The following is a 17,433-nucleotide window of genomic DNA, read 5'->3' on the forward strand; positions in this document are numbered from 1 at the left end:
GCCATGTCGCTGCGCGGTGGAATCGGTTTGCCCGAGCTGCCCATAAAAGAGGGCAAAGAGTTTCGGCTTGGCATTATGGGCGGCACATTCGACCCGATTCATTACGGGCACCTGGTGACTGCCGAGCAGGCGCGCGAGTCGCTCGACTTGGACGCTGTGCTCTTTATGCCGGCGGGCTCTCCCGCCTTTAAGCTTGACAAGCCGGTGACGCCTGCCGAGGACCGTTATGCCATGACTGTCCTCGCCACCGCCGCGAACCCGGCCTTTTTGGCGAGCCGGTTCGAGATTGACCGTCCGGGCGTAACCTATACGGCCGATACGCTTCATGCCCTTCGCGACTTTTACCCGCCGCAGGTAAAGCTCTACTTTATTACGGGCGCCGACGCGATTATCGATATTGTGACCTGGCATGATGCCGAGCGAATCGCTGAGCTTGCTACTTTTATTGCGGCGACGCGACCGGGTTTTGATATCGATACGGCTCGTGCCCGAATCAAAGAGTCGGGGCTGCCGTTCGATGTGCGCTATATTCAGATTCCGGCGCTGGCGATCAGCTCGACGAACATTCGTAAGCGAGTTGCCCGCGGCATGAGCGTGCGTTATCTTACGAGCGAGTCTGTGCTCGGCTACATTCGCAAGCGCAGTTTGTATGTCGATCTGGGTCAAGAAGATTTTGAGTGATGGGGGCTACGTTGTCGGTAGAGGATCAGTTTGAGGGCGATGAGCGCGCGCTGCTCAAGCGCATTCAAGAGCTGCTCGATGTTCGCATGAAAGATAAGCGCAAGCGCTATGTGCATTCGCTGGGTGTTGCCGAGACCGCACTTCATCTGGCCGAGGTCTACGGCGTTGACCGCTTTGATGCCGCTGCCGCCGGCTTAATTCACGACTGGGACAAGGTGCTTTCCGATGACGAGCTCGTGGCCCGCGCGCTTCACTATGGCATCAAGGTTGCCGGCTCTCCTTCCGCCGCGACGCCGCTTTTGCATGGCCCTGTTGCCGCCTATGAGCTTCCGCAGCTTTTTCCCGAGCTGTCGCCGGCAGTCTTTCAGGCTGTCGACCGTCACACCGTGGGTGCTTGCGACATGACGCCGCTCGATATGGTGGTCTTTGTGGCAGATGCCATCGAGCCCAACCGCCACGGCGACTATGCCCATGCGCTGCGCAAGATGGTGGGGAAGTCCTCGCTCGACGAGTTGTTCTTCTCCTGTTTTGCGCAGGGCCTGGTCTATGTGATCCAGTCCGGGCGCTATCTTTATCCCACGGCTATTACGATTTACAACCATTACGCCCAGCTGCGCTAGCTCGGGTGTGTCTAGAAAGAGGTATTCCATGGCCGACGAGACCATGACTGACGAGCAGATTCTTGAAGGTGTGGAGCACAAGAGTTTCGTTGCCACGTCCGACCGCACCGCCGCCTCGCTGTCCGCGAGCGGTGTCGCCGCCGAGGATGTCGCCCGCGCCGCCGCGCAGGCCGCCTACGACAAGAAGGGCGAGGACGTGCAGGTGCTCGACCTGACCGAGCTTTCCGACGTGTGCGACTACTTTGTGCTTGCCACCGGTACCAACAACCGCCAGGTCGATTCTATCGTCGACGAGATCGAGGAGAAGGTCGCCGCGGCTTGCGGCGAGCATCCGTTCTCCATCGAGGGCCGCGAGCAGAAGACCTGGATGCTCATGGACTACGGCTCGGTCGTCGTTCACGTCTTCACTCCCGAAGCCCGCGACTTCTACCGTCTAGAAAAGCTCTGGGGTGACGCCCCCCAGCTCCCCCTCGACCTCCTCTAGTGGCTCATTTGATACGGGGCTTTTAGTTAGCCTCGCGCATTTTGCCTGGCAGTTGCGGTTTTCCGTACCTGCCCGGCTTTCTTTTTGCCCAAAGGCGGTTAATCGTTGAAGCGGGATTGGCGGCCGAAGGATAGGGCGGTGTCGCCGAACTTGTCTCGGACGGCGTCGATAGCAACCGAGAGGTCGCGTCGGTCGCTGGATTGGGCTCCGCGGTCGTCGACTTCGCAGAACAGGTCGGTCTGGATGCCGCCCTGATGGTCAAAGTCGCTCATCCCGATACCCGCCAGACGCACATGCATGCCTTCCTGCCAGATGTTGTCGAGCAGTTCGAGCGCAACCGCCACAAAGATGTTCTCATCGTCGGTCGGATGAGGCAGCCGGCGCTGTGCCGAGCGACCGCTTCCATACGAATACTTGAGCTTGAGCGTCACCGTGGCGCCCGTCAGTCCCTGACGGCGCAGGCGGCGTCCCACTGACTCGCCCAACAGCGCAATCGCCGCTTCGATGTCCCCGCGCTCAGTCAAATCTTTCGCAAAGGTGCGCTCATTGCTCACCGATTTAACCTCACGCTCTTCATCGAGACTTGTGACTTCGGAGATTTCGAGTCCCAGCGCACGCTGGCGCATGCGTTCGCCGTTGACGCCAAAAATAGAGGCCAAGGTGGATTCCGGTGCACGTGATAGCTCGCCGAGGGTGTAGATGCGCATGCGGCGCAGTCGTTCCTCGGCCGAGCGCCCGATGCCGCTCATGGCAGACACTGGTAGCGCGGCCAAAAAGCGCTGTTCCGTCCCGGGGCGCACAATCGTCAATCCAAACGGCTTGTCACGCTCGCTTGCGATCTTTGCGACCGTCTTGTTGCAGCCCACGCCAATGGAGCACGTCACTCCCAGCGCTGCCACACGGTCGCTTATACGCCGTGCAACCAGCAGTGGGTCCTCGGGCGCAAAGCGACCCGGTGTGATATCGATAAAGGCTTCGTCGATGGATACGCGCTCAACGCGCGGCGTCTCCTCGGCAAGAATCGCCATGACCTGCGCGCTCACCTCGCGGTAGCGATCAAAGTGCCCGTGCGTCCAAATGGCTTGTGGGCACAAGCGCCGCGCCTCGGCCGAGGCCATGGCAGAGCGCACGCCAAAGCGACGTGCCTCATACGAACACGTGGACACGACGCCACGCGAATCGGCGTCTCCGCCCACGATGAGCGGCTTTCCGCGCCATTCGGGATGATCGAGCATCTCCACGCTCGCAAAAAACGCATCGAGGTCCATGAGGCCCACCGCCGAACCCGTCCAGGGAGGCGGTGTGACGCCCATGGCATCCTCATAACCGTATGTATGTTCGCGTCTTTCCATGTCATGAGTATACCGCGCAGCTCATGTGGGGTGCGTGTATGTGCTTGCAAATCCCGAATTCTTGTCTAAGATATGGATTTGCCCTCGACTACACCGAAGAAGTTGGTCTCACGGACTTCACCTGCCCGCGTCGATGGCGTATTATGTTCAACTGTTTGTTTGTAGTTGCAGCCTAAAGCTGCTTGGTTGGAGGAGTTTCCTTTGGCAGTCAAGATTCGCCTTGCTCGTCACGGCGCTAAGAAGCGTCCGTACTACCGTGTCGTCGTCGCCGATTCCCGCGCCCCGCGTGACGGTCGTATCATCGAGGAGGTTGGCCGCTACAACCCGATGACCGCCCCCAAGACCATCAACCTCGACCTCGAGAAGATCGCCGACTGGCAGTCCAAGGGCGCTCAGCTCACCGACGCCGTCGCCGCTCTGGTCAAGGCCGCCAACGAGGGCGAGAAGACCGAGACCGTCGTCAAGAAGTCCAAGAAGCAGCTCGCCAAAGAGGCCGAGGCCGCTAAGGCTGCCGCTGAGGCCGCTGAGGGCGCCGAGGAGTAAATCGTGCCTGAGGTTGACGCTGCACAGCTCGAGGGTGAGGCAATGCTCTCAGATCGCATCGCCGATCTCGTCGAATATCTCGTTGTTCAGATCGTCGACGACCCGGATTCCGTGAGCCTTGAGGTCATCGATGGTGACGACGCCTCTACGATTGAGGTTTCTGTCGCCGAGGATGACGTCGCTAAGGTCATCGGCCGTCGTGGCCGTACCATCAAGGCCATTCGCACGCTCGCCCGTGCACTGGCCGCTCGCCTCGACACTGCTGTCGAGGTAGAGGTTCTGGGCTAGGACCTTGAGGTCCCAGTACAAAAACATCGCCCGTGTGGTCAAGCCGCACGGAAGGAAGGGGGAGGTCCTCGCGCAGCCGCTGCGGGGGCTTCCTTCTGTATTAGAGCCGGGTATGCGCGTCGCCCTGACGCCGCCGGCGCTCAAGCGCGACCGCTTTTGCACGGTCGTGTCCGTCACCGATACGGGCGATGGCGATCTGGTCTACTTTGAGGGCATTGACGACTTGACGGCCGCCGAGGGCATCACGGGATGCTATGTGTTGGCAAATCGTGACGATTTTGAGCTCGATTCACTCGACGCCGCCTATACCGACCTGATGGGTCGCGAGGTGGTCGACGAGCGCTTCGGTTCACTCGGCACGATCGTCGAGATCATGTCGACGCCCGCTAACGATGTTTGGGTTGTCGAGGGTGATCGGTACGGCGAGGTACTGATTCCCGTGATCGAGCAGGTTGTGCTCGATCTTCCCGACACAGGAACAATTTCCGTCCACGTTATGGACGGCCTGATCGATATGGACTAGTAGGGAGGACAACATGCTGATTGAGACCCTTTCGGTCTTTCCCGAGATGTTTGAGCCCGTCATGTCCACATCGATTTTGGGCCGCGCCCGCAAGGCCGGCCTTTTTGATTTTAAGGCGTATAACCTGCGCGACTGGACGCACGACCGCCATCGTACCGTCGATGACGAGCCGTACGGCGGCGGGCAGGGCATGCTCATGAAGGTCGAGCCTATTGCCGAGGCCATCGAGGCTATTAGCTCCGAGGGTCCTAAGCCCACCGTGGTGTTTTTTACCCCCTGTGGCGAGCCCTTTACACAGCATGTGGCCGAGCGCCTGCTCAAAAGCGAGCGCTTGCTGTTTGTGTGCAGCCGTTACGAGGGTGTCGACGAGCGTGCCTATGCGTATGCCGACGAGCGCCTGTCGATCGGCGATTACGTGCTCACGGGCGGCGAGCTTCCCGCTATGGTCGTTGCCGATGCCGTCGTACGCCTGATTCCCGGCGCCCTTGGTGACGAGATGAGCAACGTCGACGAGTCGTTCTCGACCGCCGAGGACGGAGGCCTGCTCGAGTATGCGCAGTACACTCGCCCTGCTGAATTCAACGGCGAGGGCGTGCCGCCGGTGCTCGTGAGCGGTGACCATGCCAAGGTTGACGCCTGGCGCCGTAAGAATGCCATCGAGCGCACCTGCCGCTGGCGTCCCGACCTGATCGAGACGGCACGGCTTACGCCCCAGGAGCGCGCATACGCGCAGGAGATTCTGGACGCTTCGTATTCGCAGAGCGAGGAGTGAGAATGGTTCCATCGCAGCATTCCGCGTTGAGGGGCGCTTTTGAGTGGGTCGCGGTCATCGCGATCGCGCTCGTGGCCACCTTCCTGATCCGCACCTTTGTGGTCGAGCCCTTTGTGGTACCCACCGGCTCCATGGAGGACACGATCGAGATTGGCGACCAGATCCTGGCACAAAAGGTGAGCCTCGAGCTCGGTCAGCCCGTCAAACAGGGTGATATCGTGGTGTTCCACAACCCCGATGCCACTTCCGAGCATGATGTTCTTGTCAAGCGTGTTATTGCCACGGCCGGTCAGACGGTCGACCTGCAGGACGGCAAGGTGGTCGTTGACGGCCAAGCGCTCGACGAGGACTATACGACGGGCATGAGCTGGCCGCTTTCGGTCCAAGCGCCTGGCGCCCAGGTGAGTTATCCCTACACCGTTCCCGACGGGTGCGTGTGGGTGATGGGCGACAACCGCGAAAACTCTGCCGACTCGCGCTACTTTGGTCCCGTCGATCGCTCTGATTTGATCGCTGTGGCGCTTGTGCGCTACTGGCCGCTCAACCGCATCGGCGCTATCGACTAAAAACCGCTATAGTACAGTACCTAACCGTGTAATCGTTTCGACGAGGGGATATTAGAGGCATGAACGCTTCATCGCTTTCCTTCCAAGACATCATCCTGCGCCTCCAGCAGTACTGGGGCGAGCAGGGCTGCGTCATTATGCAGCCCTATGACTCCGAGGTCGGTGCCGGTACCTTCCATACCGCGACCACGCTGCGCTCGCTCGGTCCCGCCGAATGGCGCACCTGCTATGCGCAGCCCTGCCGCCGTCCCGCCGACGGCCGCTACGGCGAGAACCCTAACCGCATGCAGCACTACTATCAGTTCCAGGTGCTCATTAAGCCCTCTCCGGTTAATGCTCAGGAGCTTTACCTGGGGTCTCTTGCTGCCATTGGCCTGGACCCCAACGACCATGACGTCCGTTTTGTCGAGGACGACTGGGAGAGCCCGACGCTCGGCGCCTGGGGCCTTGGCTGGGAGGTCTGGCTCAACGGCATGGAGGTCACGCAGTTCACGTACTTCCAGCAGGTGGGCGGTATCGAGGTCGACCCCGTGCCCGTCGAGATCACCTATGGCCTGGAGCGTATCGCCATGTACGCTCAGGGCGTCAACTCGGTCTACGACTTGGTGTGGAGCTACCTGCCCGACGGCACGCCCATGACCTATGGCGACGTGTTCCTTGAGAACGAGCGCGAGTTCAGTGCCTATAACTTTGAGGTCGCAAACGTCGAGATGATGCGTCAGAAGTTTGACGACTACGAGGCCGAGTGCCATTCCTGCCTGGAGCGCAAGCTGCCGTTGCCGGCGTACGACTGTGTCATGAAGTGCAGCCACGCCTTCAACCTGCTCGATGCCCGCGGCGCCCTGTCCGCGGTCGAGCGTGCCAACTACATCCTGCGCGTCCGCGCCGTCGCCAAGGCGTGCTGCGAGGCCTACATGGCCGAGGTCGCCGGAGTCAACGAGAATGCCGACCAGGAAGGCGAGGTGGCGTAAGCCATGGCAGACGCTAAGGATTTCCTGTTTGAGATCGGTACGGAGGAAATGCCCTCTGCACCGCTGAACAATGCCGTCAAGCAGCTTGGTACCATGATCGCCAAGGGTCTCGACGAGGCCGGTCTGGCCCACGGCGAGGTCCGCGTGATCTCGAGCCCGCGTCGCCTGGCTGCGCTCGTTGCCGACGTTGCCACCGCGACCGATGAGGTTCACGAGGTCAAGCGTGGCCCCGCGGCAAACATCGCCTTCGACGCTGACGGTAACGCCACCAAGGCCGCCCAGGGCTTCGCCCGCAAGTGCGGTGTGGCTGCCGAGGATCTGGTCCGTCGCGAGGACACCGACGGCCGTGAGTACGTCTTTGCCGAGAAGAATATCCCTTCCGCACCGGCTACGCCGATTCTGACCGCTCTGTGCGAGAAGACCATCGCCGGCCTGCAGTGGCCCAACTACCGCTCTCAGCGCTGGGGTCACGAGCACGCGACCTTTGTTCGTCCGGTCCGTTGGATCTGCTGCCTTCTGGGCGAGGATGTTGTGCCCGTGTCGTTTGCCGACGTGACGAGTGGCAACACCACGCGTGGCCATCGCGTGCTTGGCCCCGGTGACCATGTGGTCGCCAGCCCCGCTGTTTACGAGCAGGTGCTCGAGGATGCCGGCGTGCTTTCTGCCGAGCGCCGTCGCGAGGCGATTCTCGCCGGTATCGCCGAGGTCGAGGCTGCCCGTCCCGGCTGCCATGTCGATACGCCCAAGAAGGTCTTTGAGGAGGTCATCAACCTCTGCGAGTGGCCGACGGTGCTCGTTGGTACCTTCGATGAGGAGTTCCTCAAGGTCCCGCACGAGATCATCTGCGAGTCCATGCTCACCAACCAGCGCTACTTCCCGATCTATGACGGCGAGGGCAAGCTCACGCGTGAGTTCGTGGTCGTCTCCAACAGCAAGCCCGAGAATGCCGAGCGCGTGATCGACGGCAACGAGCGCGTCGTGCGCGCCCGTCTGGACGACGCCAAGTTCTTCTACGAGGAGGACCTGAAGATTTCCCTTGACGAGTTCCGTGAGCGTCTGGCCAAGGTTGCCTTCCAGGAGAAGCTCGGTAGCGTGCTCGCCAAGTCCGAGCGCATCGAGCAGCTCGCGCTCGCTATTGCCCGCGAGGCTCATCTGGGCGCCCACCTTGCCGCCGATGCCGGCCGTGCCGCGCACCTGTGCAAGGCCGACCTGGTGTCCAACGCCGTTGTCGAGTTCACGAGCCAGCAGGGCGTGATGGGCGGTTATTACGCGACCGCGATGGGGGAGAACGACGAGGTCGCCCACGCCATTCGCGATCACTATCGTCCCCGCTTTGCCGGTGACGAGCTGCCCGAGGGCACCGCTGGCTGCATCGTGGCCTGCGCCGACAAGCTCGATACCATCGCCGGTATCTTTGCCATCGGCGAGCCCCCGACCGGCTCTTCGGACCCCTATGCGCTGCGTCGTGCCGCTATCGGCATCATCAACATCCTGCGCGACCGCCTGCCGATCGACCCCACGTCGCTTATCGACTTTGAGCTCGAGCTCTATAGTGAGCAGGGCATTGAGTTTGACGCCGCCGAAGTCGCCCAGCAGGTTCGCGACTTCTTCCATGGCCGCCTGGTGAGCATGGCCCGCGACGAGAAGATCCCGGCCGACACCGTTGCTGCCGTCTCCGCGGTGCACATCATCGCCCCGTCCGTCTTCTTCGCCCGCTGCGCCGCCCTCGACGAGGCCCGCAAGAACGATGCCGAGACCTTTGACAACCTGGCTACGGCCTATGCCCGTGCCGCGCATATCTCCAAGTCCGAGCTGGGCGCGGAGTACGACCGCAGCCTGATGGGCGAGGCCGAGCTCGCGCTTGCCGATGCTTCCGAGGCTGCTCAGACTGCTGTCGATGCTGCCCTTGCTGCCGAGGACTATCCGGCCGCATTTGCCGCCCTCGCCGCCCTGCGCGCGCCCATCGACCGTTTCTTCGATGAGGTTATGGTCATGGACAAGGACGAACAGCTCCGCGATAATCGCCTTAAGCTGCTCAACCGCTTCGAGGCCGTTTTCTCCGGCATCGCCAACATCGGCGAGCTTGCCCGCAAAAAGTAAGCTAGCCTGCGCATAAGCGCAAAAGGAGCCCCGCATGGATTGCCCGGTCACCGCTCGTCCCACCGTTATCGTTATCTCCGACTCGCTCGGCGATACCGCTTGTGAGGTGGTGCTTGCGGCGTCCGGGCAATTTGATGAAGGGGCTTTTCGTTTGTTGCGCCTGCCCAAGGTGACCTCGGTGGAGCAGGTGGAGTCGTTTGTGGGCCCGCGCGTCGATGCCGACCATCGCGATATTGCCGTGTTTCACACCATTGTCGATCCGGCGCTTCGCGCCCGCGTGCTCGATTACCTGGGCATGCTGCATATCCGTTCGGTCGACCTGATCGGTCCGACGCTCGCCGTGCTATCGTCGCTCATCGGTGTGCCGCCCAAAGGCGTCGCGGGCGTGATTCACAGGACCGATGACCGCTATTTCCATCGTATCGAGGCCATGGAATATTTCGTTGAGCACGATGACGGGCGCGGTTGCGACGATTTGTCGGGTGCCGATATCGTGCTGCTGGGCGTATCGCGCACGTCCAAGACGCCGCTGTCGATGTATCTGGCTTATCAGGGCTACAAGGTTGCCAATGTTCCGTTGGCCCATGGCATGGAGCCGCCGAAGTCGATTTACGAGGTTGACCCGATGCGCCTGTTCGGCCTGATTTCGACCGTCGATGTGATTTCTGAAATTCGCGATAGCCGCTTGGGCGATGACTACGCTCGTGCCGTTGCCGGCTCCTATGCCGAGCCCGAGAGCGTGCACAGCGAGCTCGAGGAAGCCCGTGCGCTCATGAAGCGCCTAGGCTGCTTTGTGGTACGTACCGACGGCAAGGCCATCGAGGAGAGCGCCTCCGAGATCATCAGCCACTTGGAGGAAATCCAAGAAGCCCGCGCCCGCCGCGCCGCCCGTCGAGCCCAACAAAGCTAGCTTATTGGGGTAGCTAAAAAGCCCCGTCTAAAAAGACTAACTAAAAATAATGCACGATAATGGTAAAGCGATTTAGCAAATTACTTGCATTTGACCTGCAAGTTTATTGAAGTGGTCTCTTCATAAGGTAACCACCTTTACCTACCGTTTACCGCCAGTTTTAGCACGTTTACCAAACCGCGCATCCTCTGCTCAAGCCTGCCCAAAACGCGCCGTATAGTTCCCTCACGGCCCGCATCCGGTGGGTCGATTCGTTACCACGGTCGTGCGCGTTAGTGCATGGAAGGGGAAGTATCGTGAGCGATTGCAAGAGGGTTTACCGTTTTGGAACCGACGCCCAGGGCACCTGTGTCACCGAGGGCGACAAGTCCATGAACTTCGTGCTTGGCGGCAAAGGCGCTAACCTTGCCGAGATGAGCCGTATCGGCCTGCCGGTTCCCGGTGGCTTTACCATTACCTGCCAGACTTGCGTCGAGTACTCCGGTGCCGGCAACGTGTGGCCCGAGGGCGCACTCGATGAGATCGTTGCCGCCGAGGCGGACCTCGAGGCCCGCTGCGGCAAGAAGCTCGGCGACGCCTCCGATCCGCTGCTCGTGTCGGTTCGTTCGGGCGCTCCGTTCTCCATGCCCGGTATGATGGACACGGTCCTCAACTTGGGCCTCAATGACGATTCCGTCCAGGGCCTCATCGCGCAGACGCAGAACCCGCGTTTTGCCTGGGATAGCTATCGTCGCTTTATCCAGATGTTCTCCAACGTCGTCATGGGTGTCGATGCCGACCTGTTCGAGAACGCCCTGACCCAGGCCCGCCTGGTCGCCGGCGTTCGCGTCGATTCCGAGCTTTCGGCCGAGGACCTGCAGGAACTCGTCGAGACCTTTAAGGGCATCTTCTCCGAGAACGTCGATGCCGCCCTGTATCCCGAGCTCGAGGTCGCCGATGGCAAGCCCGTCTTCCCACACGATCCGGAGCTCCAGCTGCGCCTTGCCATCCAGGCCGTCTTTGGCAGCTGGATGAACGAGCGCGCCTGCATCTATCGCAAACAGCACGGCATCTCCGACGAGCTCGGCACCGCCGTCAACGTGCAGGCCATGGCCTTTGGCAACAAGGGCGAGACCTCTGCGACAGGCGTCGCCTTTACGCGTAATCCGGCCGACGGCACCAAGGAGTTCTACGGTGACTTTTTGGTTAATGCCCAGGGCGAGGACGTCGTCGCCGGTATCCGCAACACCGAGCCCATCGCCGACCTCAAGACCACCCCGGGCCTCGAGTCCGCAGGTGAGGAGCTCGAGCGCGTGTTCCTGACGCTCGAGGATCATTACCGCGATATGTGCGATATCGAGTTTACCATCGAGCAGGGCAAGCTCTGGATGCTCCAGACCCGCGTGGGCAAGCGCACCGCCACCGCCGCCCTGCGCATCGCCATCGAAATGGTCGAGGAAGGCCTGATCACCCGCGAAGAGGCCGTGAGCCGCATCGATCCCGCGCAACTCGACCAGCTCCTTCACCCGCAGTTCGACGCCTCCAAGAAGTACGAGGCTCTCGCCAGCGGTCTTAATGCCAGCCCCGGTGCCGCCGTGGGCGAGGTCGTGTTCTCGAGCGACGACGCTGTCGCGCGTTCCGCCGAGGGTCACAAGGTCATTCTGGTTCGTTGGGAGACCAACCCCGACGACCTGAAGGGCATGGTCGCCGCCGAGGGCATCCTGACCAGCCACGGTGGCAAGACGAGCCATGCCGCCGTTATCGCCCGCGGCATGGGTACGCCCTGTGTCTGCGGCGTTGAGCGCTTCCACATCGACGCCGCCGAGAAGGTCGTGCGTATCGAGGGCATCGACCGCGTGCTGCGCGAGGGCGATGTCATTTCCATCGACGGTACCCAGGGTATCGTCGTCGACGGCGCCGTTGATCTGGTCTCGGCCGAGCTCACCGGCGATCTGGACACTATCCTGTCCTGGGCCGATGAGATTCGTCTGGACGAGACCTGTGGCCATGCCAACCATGTGCGCGTCAACGCCGACAATCCCGAGGATGCCGAGCTCGCACTCGAGTTTGGCGCCGAGGCTATTGGCCTGTGCCGCACCGAGCACATGTTCCTAGGCGACCGTAAGAACATCATCCAGAGCTTTATCCTGTCTGACGATGAGGCCGTGAAGCAGCAGGCCCTGGCCGACCTGCTCAAGGTTCAGACCGAGGACTTCCTGGCGATGTTCAAGACCATGTCCGGTCGCGATGTGGTCGTCCGCCTGCTCGATCCGCCGCTTCATGAGTTCCTGGATAATCCTCGCGACCTCGAGGTCGCCATCACCAAGAAGGAAGCCGCCGGCGCCAGCGAGGAAGAGCTTGCCGTCCTGCGCGCCCGCCTGCGTCGTATCGACGGCATGATCGAGTCCAACCCGATGCTCGGCCTGCGCGGCGTTCGCCTGTCCGTCGTCTTTAGCGATCTGCCGCTCATGCAGGTTCGCGCCGTCGCCACGGCCGCTGCCCGCCTAATCAAGGAGGGCGTCGATCCGCGCCCCGAGATCATGGTTCCGCTCGTTTCCATCACGGCCGAGCATGTCCAGACCCGCGAGGTCATCGAGCGCGTGATCGCCGAGGTTTCCGTCGAAGAAGGCGTCGAGCTCAATATTCCCGTGGGCACGATGCTCGAGCTGCCGCGCGCCTGCATGGTCGCTGACGAGATCGCCCACCATGCCGACTTCTTCTGCTTTGGCACCAACGACCTCACCCAGACGACCTTCGGTTTCTCGCGTGACGACGCCGAGGCTAAGTTCATCCCGCTGTACATGCATAAGAAGATTCTGAAGGACAACCCCTTCGAGACCATCGATACGGCAGTACTCGAGCTGGTACGCATGGCCGTCGAGAAGGGCCGTGCCACCAACCCCGACATGCACTTTGGCGTGTGCGGTGAGCACGGCGGCGACCCCAAGTCCATCAAGGGCCTGTTTAACGTGGCCGACGTGGACTACGTGTCCTGCTCGCCCTACCGCGTGCCCCTCGCGCGCTTGGCTGCCGCCCAGGCCAAGCTCGAGGCCAAGCGTCCCGCCTAACGTTTTGGGCGTAGACGCCTAGTGTAGCCCCCCTTCATGCCGCCCGTCTCATTTGTGAGACGGGCGGTTATCATGTGCGGGTTTTGTCTTTTTGTCTGCGTAAAAAATTGTTCTTGCAGCAGAAACCCGCGCGTGTATACTCGAATACGTTTGTTCAACTACGTGCCGGCCATGGTGGTACGGCACCTCTAGAAGAGTAAGGAATTGCACATGGATTACATCCGCGCAATCGAGCGTCAGCAGATCCGCGAGGACATTCCTCAGGTTCGCGTCGCCGACAACGTCAAGGTTCACTACCGCATTAAGGAAGGCGACCGCGAGCGCATCCAGGTCTTCCAGGGCGACGTCATCCGCATGGCCGGCGCCGGTGCCCGCGAGACCTTCACCGTCCGCAAGATGTCCTTCGGTGTCGGTGTTGAGCGTACCTTCCCGCTTCACAGCCCCAAGATCGCCAAGCTCGAGGTCGTTCGTCATGGTCGCGTCCGTCGCGCCAAGCTGTACTACCTCCGCGACAAGGTGGGCAAGGCTGCTCGCATCCCCGAGAAGCGCTAAGAAGATCGCAGCGTCTGTCCACTCGTTTGGACACAAGGGTCACCTTCGGGTGGCCCTTCTTTTTATCTGATTTGCATGCAAGGAGGGCCTGGTATGGCCAACATGACGAGCTCGGTTTCGGCATCGCAGGTTGCCGGTGAGTTGGCGAGCGCCACGTTTGAGGAGATTCCCGCCCTCGTGGAGCATTATCGCGAGGACCCGCGCCAGCAGGTGATCAAGGCTTGCGAACGCGCCCTCAAACGCCATGCCAAAGAGCTTGCCGAGCGCGAGCGCGTCAATGACATGTACGAGCTTATGCATGAGCTTGGCGGCGATGGAGTGGTCGTTGGTGTCGACGAGGTGGGTCGCGGATCGGTGGCCGGTCCTTTGACGGTATGCGCTGTCTGCCTTCCTATGGAGCCGCGCGTCTGGGGCATCAACGATTCCAAAAAGCTCACGCCGGCGCGCCGCGAGTTGCTCTCAGTGAAGATTGCCGAGGTGGCGACGGCGATCGGTTTTTGCCATATCGCGCCTAAGGATATCGATGAGATGGGCATGGCCCGTGCTATCCGTACCGCCGTTGCGGGCGCCGTGGCCGATACGGGGCTCGAGCCCGATTGCGTGCTTATGGATGGCAACCCCTTGGGCGCCGTTCCTAACGAGCGCGATGTGGTGAAGGGCGATGCCAAGATCGCCTGCATCGCCGCGGCGTCCATCATGGCCAAGGTCACGCGTGACGAGATGATGGTCGAGTACGACGCCGAGTATCCCGAGTACCATCTGGCCGAGTCGAAGGGCTATGCGAGCCCCGAGCACATCGAGGCCATTCGCAAACATGGACTTTGTCCGCTGCACCGCGTGAGCTTTTGCGGAAACTTTCTGCAGACTGAGCGCCTTTTCTAGGCCAATTGTGGAGACATGGACCTCTGGGGTTTTATAAACCTGCTGGTAGCGGGCCGTATGCAACACCATTGTTGCGTACGGCCCGTTTTTTGACGGCATTTGGTCAGCTTTTGGTTTGCTTCCGGTACTTACCCGCATGAAAGGTGCCCTCATCATCGGGGCAATGCAGTGTGCGGGAAAGGAGACCCCATGAGTGCCGCAAGCAAAAAGAGCAAGACGCAGCAGCTCAAGGAGCGTTGGGAAAACGGCGAGCTCGACTCCGGGGCGATGACGCCCGAGTTTATCAAGGGACTCAGTCCCCGCGAGCTAGGCATGCTGGGCGAGCTGATCACCATCGACTACTTTAACGAGCGCGGCTACACCTTGCTGGAGCAGGGCTATCGTTGCACCGAGGGCGAGGCCGATCTGGTGCTGCTCGATGAGCTCGACGATGTCGTGGTGATGGCCGAGGTCAAGACCAGACGCGTTTCGCTGGATTGCACCACGCGGGTCTTTCCCGAGGAGGCCGTGGACGCCCAAAAGCAACGCCGCTACCGCCGCATCGCAAGTTGCTATCTCATGGAGCATTATCCGCTCAAGGCGATTCGCTTCGATGCTGTGGGTGTCACCATCCGCGGCGGGCATATCGCCGAGATCGAGCATCAGTACAACGCGTTCGATTGGCAGGTGTCGTGATGGCGTTCGAGACGTTTGCCGTTCACGCGGCCTGCATCCGCGGCGTCGAGGCGATTCACGTCACGGTCGAGGTCTCGCTTGCCGGTGGCGTTCCGGGCATCCAGATGCTCGGCATTCCGAGTATGGAGGTGATGGAGTCACGCGGTCGTATTCGCTGCGCGATGCGCTCCGCCGGGTTCGAGATCCCGCGCTCGGGCATTACCGTTAACCTGGCACCCGGCGATATCCGCAAGACCGGTAGCGGCTTTGACCTGCCCATCGCCATCGCGGTTCTAGCGGCCGATGAGCAGATTCCCCGTGACAACCTCGATCGCTGCCTTATCGCAGGTGAGCTTGGTCTGGACGGTACGGTGCTTCCCGTCAAGGGCGAGGTGGCGTTTCAGCTATTGGCTCGCGACATGGGGCTGTCTTTTATCGCCGGCAGGTCCGACCAGCATGTGCCACTCGCGGGCGTAGATTGCGGCTTTATCGACCATCTGTCTCAGCTTGCTCATGGCATGGGCGATGCCGCACGGCACTACTTGGATTCCGAGGGTGTCGAGGCGACCTTTGAGCCCGAGCTCGACTATGCAGACGTGCTGGGGCAGGAAGTCGCTAAACGCGGCATGGCGCTTGCGGCGGCAGGAGAACTCGGCTTGCTCATGATCGGGTCTCCGGGATCGGGCAAGACGATGCTCGCACGCCGTATGACCGGCATCCTGCCCGAGCTTTCCGTTGAGGATCAGCAGGAGGCACTGTGCATCCATTCGGTTTTGGGTGAGAACATTGATGGCTTGTTGGCGGGGCACCGCCCCTTCCGCAGTCCCCACCACAGTATTTCGACCGCAGGCCTTATCGGCGGCGGGCGCCCGGTGCACCCGGGTGAGATCAGCCTTGCTCATGGCGGCGTGCTCTTTTTGGACGAGCTTGCCGAGTTTCCCACTGGCGTGCTGCAGACGCTGCGTCAGCCCATCGAGCGCGGCTACGTGAGGATCGTACGCGTCGACGGGGCTTTTACCTTCCCGTCGCGCTTTCAGCTGCTGGCTGCGAGCAATCCCTGCCCCTGCGGCTTTTTGGGCGATCGCGAGGTGCCGTGTCGCTGCTCGGCGGCGATGGTCGAGCGCTATCGGTCTAAACTGCGCGGTCCTTTGGCCGACCGTATCGACATGATGATCGATGTGACCCGTCCCGACCCTCAAGTGATTATCGAGGGTGCGGAGGGCATGTCGTCGGCCGAGTTACGTGACTACGTTGTGCGCGGTCGCGCCTTTCGCGCTTGGCGCGAATCCCGCATGGACGATGCGGATGCCGAGGCCGAGGATGACGAGACTCGGTCCATTGACGGCGTCGTTTCGACCTTTGAGCTCGATGATGCGGCGGAGAAGTGTGTGCTCGGCCTGTCGAAGCGCACGCATCTCACAGGGCGTGGCATCGTGCGCCTTGTTCGCATTGCGCGCACGATCGCAGATGTCGCCGAGAGCGAGCAGGTGACGCAGGACCACGTGCTCGAGGCGGCGATGTACCAGGGAAGGAGGGACCAATGATGGCTGAGGGGACCTTCGAGCTGCATCCAGGTGACGCGTTGTATCCCGAGACCGTTTTGGAGCTTTCTGATGTACCTCAGACGCTCTATGTGCGCGGCAACCCCGAGGCGCTTTCGACGCCCGCGCTCTCCATCATCGGTGCGCGAAAGGCCTCGCCGTATGGTCTTGCCGTGGCAGAGCTTGCGGCGAAGGTGGCGGTTGAGGCGGGAGTGACGGTAGTTTCGGGCGGTGCAGTCGGTTGTGACCAGGCCTCGGGTTGGGCTGCGGTCAACGCCGGCGGCAAACACGTCGTGGTGCTGGGGACGGGCGCCGACGTGGTCTACCCGCGTTCGAGCGCGGGGCTTATTACGCGCACGCTCGATACGGGCGGCGCGGTCGTGTCGATCTCTCCGTGGGGCATGGGTCCGCGCAAGTTTGCCTTTCCGCGTCGCAATCGCGTGATCGCGGCCCTGTCGCAAGCCCTCTTTGTATCCGAGGCGGGTATGCCTTCCGGGACGTTTTCTACAGCCGAGGCTGCTATGGATTTGGGGCGCGAACTTCTTGCCGTGCCGGGGTCGATCCTATCGCCCGAGTCGCGTGGCACGAATTACCTCATTGCGAACGGTGCCTGCTGCATTGTCGACGAGGAGTCCATCGAGATGGCTATCTCTCGCATATACGGCACCCTGCGCTACTCGCGCCCCGATGCTCCCGGCATTGCCGACCTGAATCCAACACAGCAGACCGTGATGCATGCGCTCATCGCCTCTCCGCTCAAGGTCGACGACATCGCGGCGCTCGTCTCACTCGATGCTGTCGGCGTACTCAAACTCTTGGGTTCGCTTGAACTCGAGGGCCTTATCGAGCGCATGATGGATGGAAGGTATGCGCCCTCCAAGTTTGCCCTTCACGCCCAGACGCCCTTCGGTCACAATGGAAAACGTGTCAATTAGAAAGGTGTTTGC

At 61.4% G+C, this 17,433-nt stretch carries 18 protein-coding genes; 17 read left to right on the plus strand and 1 reads right to left on the minus strand.

Annotated features, from left to right (window positions below; translation table 11 throughout):
* Nucleotides 1-3: 3 nt before the first annotated feature.
* From nadD to rsfS, 3 genes are all read left to right on the plus strand, one after another.
* Nucleotides 4-681, plus strand: a complete 678-nt coding sequence (nadD, locus tag AQ996_RS00160; protein WP_055249998.1) for a nicotinate-nucleotide adenylyltransferase — start codon at nucleotides 4-6, stop codon at nucleotides 679-681.
* 86 nt (nucleotides 682-767) lie between these two features.
* The gene (gene yqeK / locus AQ996_RS00165; RefSeq protein ID WP_197736885.1) at nucleotides 768-1,301 is read left to right on the plus strand and encodes a bis(5'-nucleosyl)-tetraphosphatase (symmetrical) YqeK; all 534 of its coding nucleotides are present in this window, start codon (nucleotides 768-770) and stop codon (nucleotides 1,299-1,301) included.
* 28 nt (nucleotides 1,302-1,329) lie between these two features.
* Entirely contained in the window at nucleotides 1,330-1,785 is a 456-nt protein-coding gene (gene rsfS / locus AQ996_RS00170) for a ribosome silencing factor (RefSeq protein ID WP_055250002.1), read from the plus strand.
* Between the two features lie 98 nt (nucleotides 1,786-1,883).
* On the opposite strand, the gene dinB is transcribed toward rsfS, so the two are convergent.
* Nucleotides 1,884-3,137 carry a DNA polymerase IV gene (gene dinB, locus AQ996_RS00175; RefSeq protein WP_082435449.1) on the minus strand — a complete coding sequence of 418 codons (1,254 nt, stop codon included), beginning with the start codon at nucleotides 3,135-3,137 and terminating at the stop codon, nucleotides 1,884-1,886.
* A gap of 201 nt (nucleotides 3,138-3,338) precedes the next feature.
* Between dinB and rpsP the strand changes: the two genes are divergently transcribed.
* The 14 genes from rpsP to AQ996_RS00245 all read left to right on the plus strand — a co-directional run bounded on the left by rpsP (nucleotide 3,339) and on the right by AQ996_RS00245 (nucleotide 17,421).
* Nucleotides 3,339-3,680 (plus strand): 30S ribosomal protein S16, encoded by a 342-nt coding sequence (gene rpsP, locus AQ996_RS00180; RefSeq protein ID WP_022094749.1) that lies wholly within the window; start codon nucleotides 3,339-3,341, stop codon nucleotides 3,678-3,680.
* A gap of 42 nt (nucleotides 3,681-3,722) precedes the next feature.
* A complete protein-coding gene (locus AQ996_RS00185; protein ID WP_171021534.1) occupies nucleotides 3,723-3,968 on the plus strand; it encodes a KH domain-containing protein in 246 nt (81 codons plus the stop codon).
* 34 nt (nucleotides 3,969-4,002) lie between these two features.
* Nucleotides 4,003-4,491, plus strand: coding sequence for a ribosome maturation factor RimM (gene rimM / locus AQ996_RS00190; protein ID WP_253274575.1), 489 nt, complete (start codon nucleotides 4,003-4,005; stop codon nucleotides 4,489-4,491).
* A 13-nt stretch (nucleotides 4,492-4,504) separates the two neighbouring features.
* Complete coding sequence (trmD, locus tag AQ996_RS00195; protein WP_055250008.1) at nucleotides 4,505-5,263, plus strand: tRNA (guanosine(37)-N1)-methyltransferase TrmD; 759 nt, start codon at nucleotides 4,505-4,507, stop codon at nucleotides 5,261-5,263.
* A gap of 2 nt (nucleotides 5,264-5,265) precedes the next feature.
* On the plus strand, nucleotides 5,266-5,829 hold the full coding sequence (lepB, locus tag AQ996_RS00200; protein ID WP_055250011.1) for a signal peptidase I: 564 nt from the start codon (nucleotides 5,266-5,268) through the stop codon (nucleotides 5,827-5,829).
* A 59-nt stretch (nucleotides 5,830-5,888) separates the two neighbouring features.
* Nucleotides 5,889-6,800 carry a glycine--tRNA ligase subunit alpha gene (locus AQ996_RS00205; RefSeq protein WP_006236091.1) on the plus strand — a complete coding sequence of 304 codons (912 nt, stop codon included), beginning with the start codon at nucleotides 5,889-5,891 and terminating at the stop codon, nucleotides 6,798-6,800.
* A 3-nt stretch (nucleotides 6,801-6,803) separates the two neighbouring features.
* Complete coding sequence (glyS, locus tag AQ996_RS00210) at nucleotides 6,804-8,900, plus strand: glycine--tRNA ligase subunit beta (protein WP_055250013.1); 2,097 nt, start codon at nucleotides 6,804-6,806, stop codon at nucleotides 8,898-8,900.
* Nucleotides 8,901-8,934: 34 nt separating this feature from the next.
* The gene (locus tag AQ996_RS00215) at nucleotides 8,935-9,810 is read left to right on the plus strand and encodes a pyruvate, water dikinase regulatory protein (protein WP_055250015.1); all 876 of its coding nucleotides are present in this window, start codon (nucleotides 8,935-8,937) and stop codon (nucleotides 9,808-9,810) included.
* Nucleotides 9,811-10,106: 296 nt separating this feature from the next.
* Nucleotides 10,107-12,857: a pyruvate, phosphate dikinase gene (gene ppdK, locus AQ996_RS00220; protein WP_055250017.1), complete on the plus strand. Its 2,751-nt coding sequence runs from the start codon at nucleotides 10,107-10,109 to the stop codon at nucleotides 12,855-12,857.
* A 210-nt stretch (nucleotides 12,858-13,067) separates the two neighbouring features.
* Nucleotides 13,068-13,409, plus strand: a complete 342-nt coding sequence (rplS, locus tag AQ996_RS00225; protein WP_006236098.1) for a 50S ribosomal protein L19 — start codon at nucleotides 13,068-13,070, stop codon at nucleotides 13,407-13,409.
* A 93-nt stretch (nucleotides 13,410-13,502) separates the two neighbouring features.
* Nucleotides 13,503-14,291 carry a ribonuclease HII gene (rnhB, locus tag AQ996_RS00230; protein WP_055250018.1) on the plus strand — a complete coding sequence of 263 codons (789 nt, stop codon included), beginning with the start codon at nucleotides 13,503-13,505 and terminating at the stop codon, nucleotides 14,289-14,291.
* 189 nt (nucleotides 14,292-14,480) lie between these two features.
* On the plus strand, nucleotides 14,481-14,966 hold the full coding sequence (locus AQ996_RS00235; protein WP_055250020.1) for a YraN family protein: 486 nt from the start codon (nucleotides 14,481-14,483) through the stop codon (nucleotides 14,964-14,966).
* Nucleotides 14,966-16,489, plus strand: coding sequence for a YifB family Mg chelatase-like AAA ATPase (locus AQ996_RS00240; RefSeq protein ID WP_055250022.1), 1,524 nt, complete (start codon nucleotides 14,966-14,968; stop codon nucleotides 16,487-16,489). The genes AQ996_RS00235 and AQ996_RS00240 overlap by 1 nt, the downstream gene beginning before the upstream one ends.
* On the plus strand, nucleotides 16,489-17,421 hold the full coding sequence (locus AQ996_RS00245) for a DNA-processing protein DprA (protein WP_117745984.1): 933 nt from the start codon (nucleotides 16,489-16,491) through the stop codon (nucleotides 17,419-17,421). The genes AQ996_RS00240 and AQ996_RS00245 overlap by 1 nt, the downstream gene beginning before the upstream one ends.
* Nucleotides 17,422-17,433 lie beyond the last annotated feature (12 nt).

Source organism: Collinsella aerofaciens, from assembly GCF_001404695.1.
Lineage (GTDB): Bacteria > Actinomycetota > Coriobacteriia > Coriobacteriales > Coriobacteriaceae > Collinsella > Collinsella aerofaciens_E.

Bases quoted from the DNA above. Each gene is read 5' to 3' on its own strand.
- dinB (WP_082435449.1), bottom strand. From the start codon at position 3,137: ATGGAAAGACGCGAACATACATACGGTTATGAGGATGCCATGGGCGTC.
- AQ996_RS00235 (WP_055250020.1), top strand. From the start codon at position 14,481: ATGAGTGCCGCAAGCAAAAAGAGCAAGACGCAGCAGCTCAAGGAGCGT.
- trmD (WP_055250008.1), top strand. From the start codon at position 4,505: ATGCTGATTGAGACCCTTTCGGTCTTTCCCGAGATGTTTGAGCCCGTC.
- AQ996_RS00185 (WP_171021534.1), top strand. From the start codon at position 3,723: ATGCTCTCAGATCGCATCGCCGATCTCGTCGAATATCTCGTTGTTCAG.
- AQ996_RS00215 (WP_055250015.1), top strand. From the start codon at position 8,935: ATGGATTGCCCGGTCACCGCTCGTCCCACCGTTATCGTTATCTCCGAC.
- rsfS (WP_055250002.1), top strand. From the start codon at position 1,330: ATGGCCGACGAGACCATGACTGACGAGCAGATTCTTGAAGGTGTGGAG.
- glyS (WP_055250013.1), top strand. From the start codon at position 6,804: ATGGCAGACGCTAAGGATTTCCTGTTTGAGATCGGTACGGAGGAAATG.
- nadD (WP_055249998.1), top strand. From the start codon at position 4: ATGTCGCTGCGCGGTGGAATCGGTTTGCCCGAGCTGCCCATAAAAGAG.
- rnhB (WP_055250018.1), top strand. From the start codon at position 13,503: ATGGCCAACATGACGAGCTCGGTTTCGGCATCGCAGGTTGCCGGTGAG.
- lepB (WP_055250011.1), top strand. From the start codon at position 5,266: ATGGTTCCATCGCAGCATTCCGCGTTGAGGGGCGCTTTTGAGTGGGTC.
- rplS (WP_006236098.1), top strand. From the start codon at position 13,068: ATGGATTACATCCGCGCAATCGAGCGTCAGCAGATCCGCGAGGACATT.
- yqeK (WP_197736885.1), top strand. From the start codon at position 768: ATGAAAGATAAGCGCAAGCGCTATGTGCATTCGCTGGGTGTTGCCGAG.
- AQ996_RS00205 (WP_006236091.1), top strand. From the start codon at position 5,889: ATGAACGCTTCATCGCTTTCCTTCCAAGACATCATCCTGCGCCTCCAG.
- AQ996_RS00240 (WP_055250022.1), top strand. From the start codon at position 14,966: ATGGCGTTCGAGACGTTTGCCGTTCACGCGGCCTGCATCCGCGGCGTC.
- AQ996_RS00245 (WP_117745984.1), top strand. From the start codon at position 16,489: ATGGCTGAGGGGACCTTCGAGCTGCATCCAGGTGACGCGTTGTATCCC.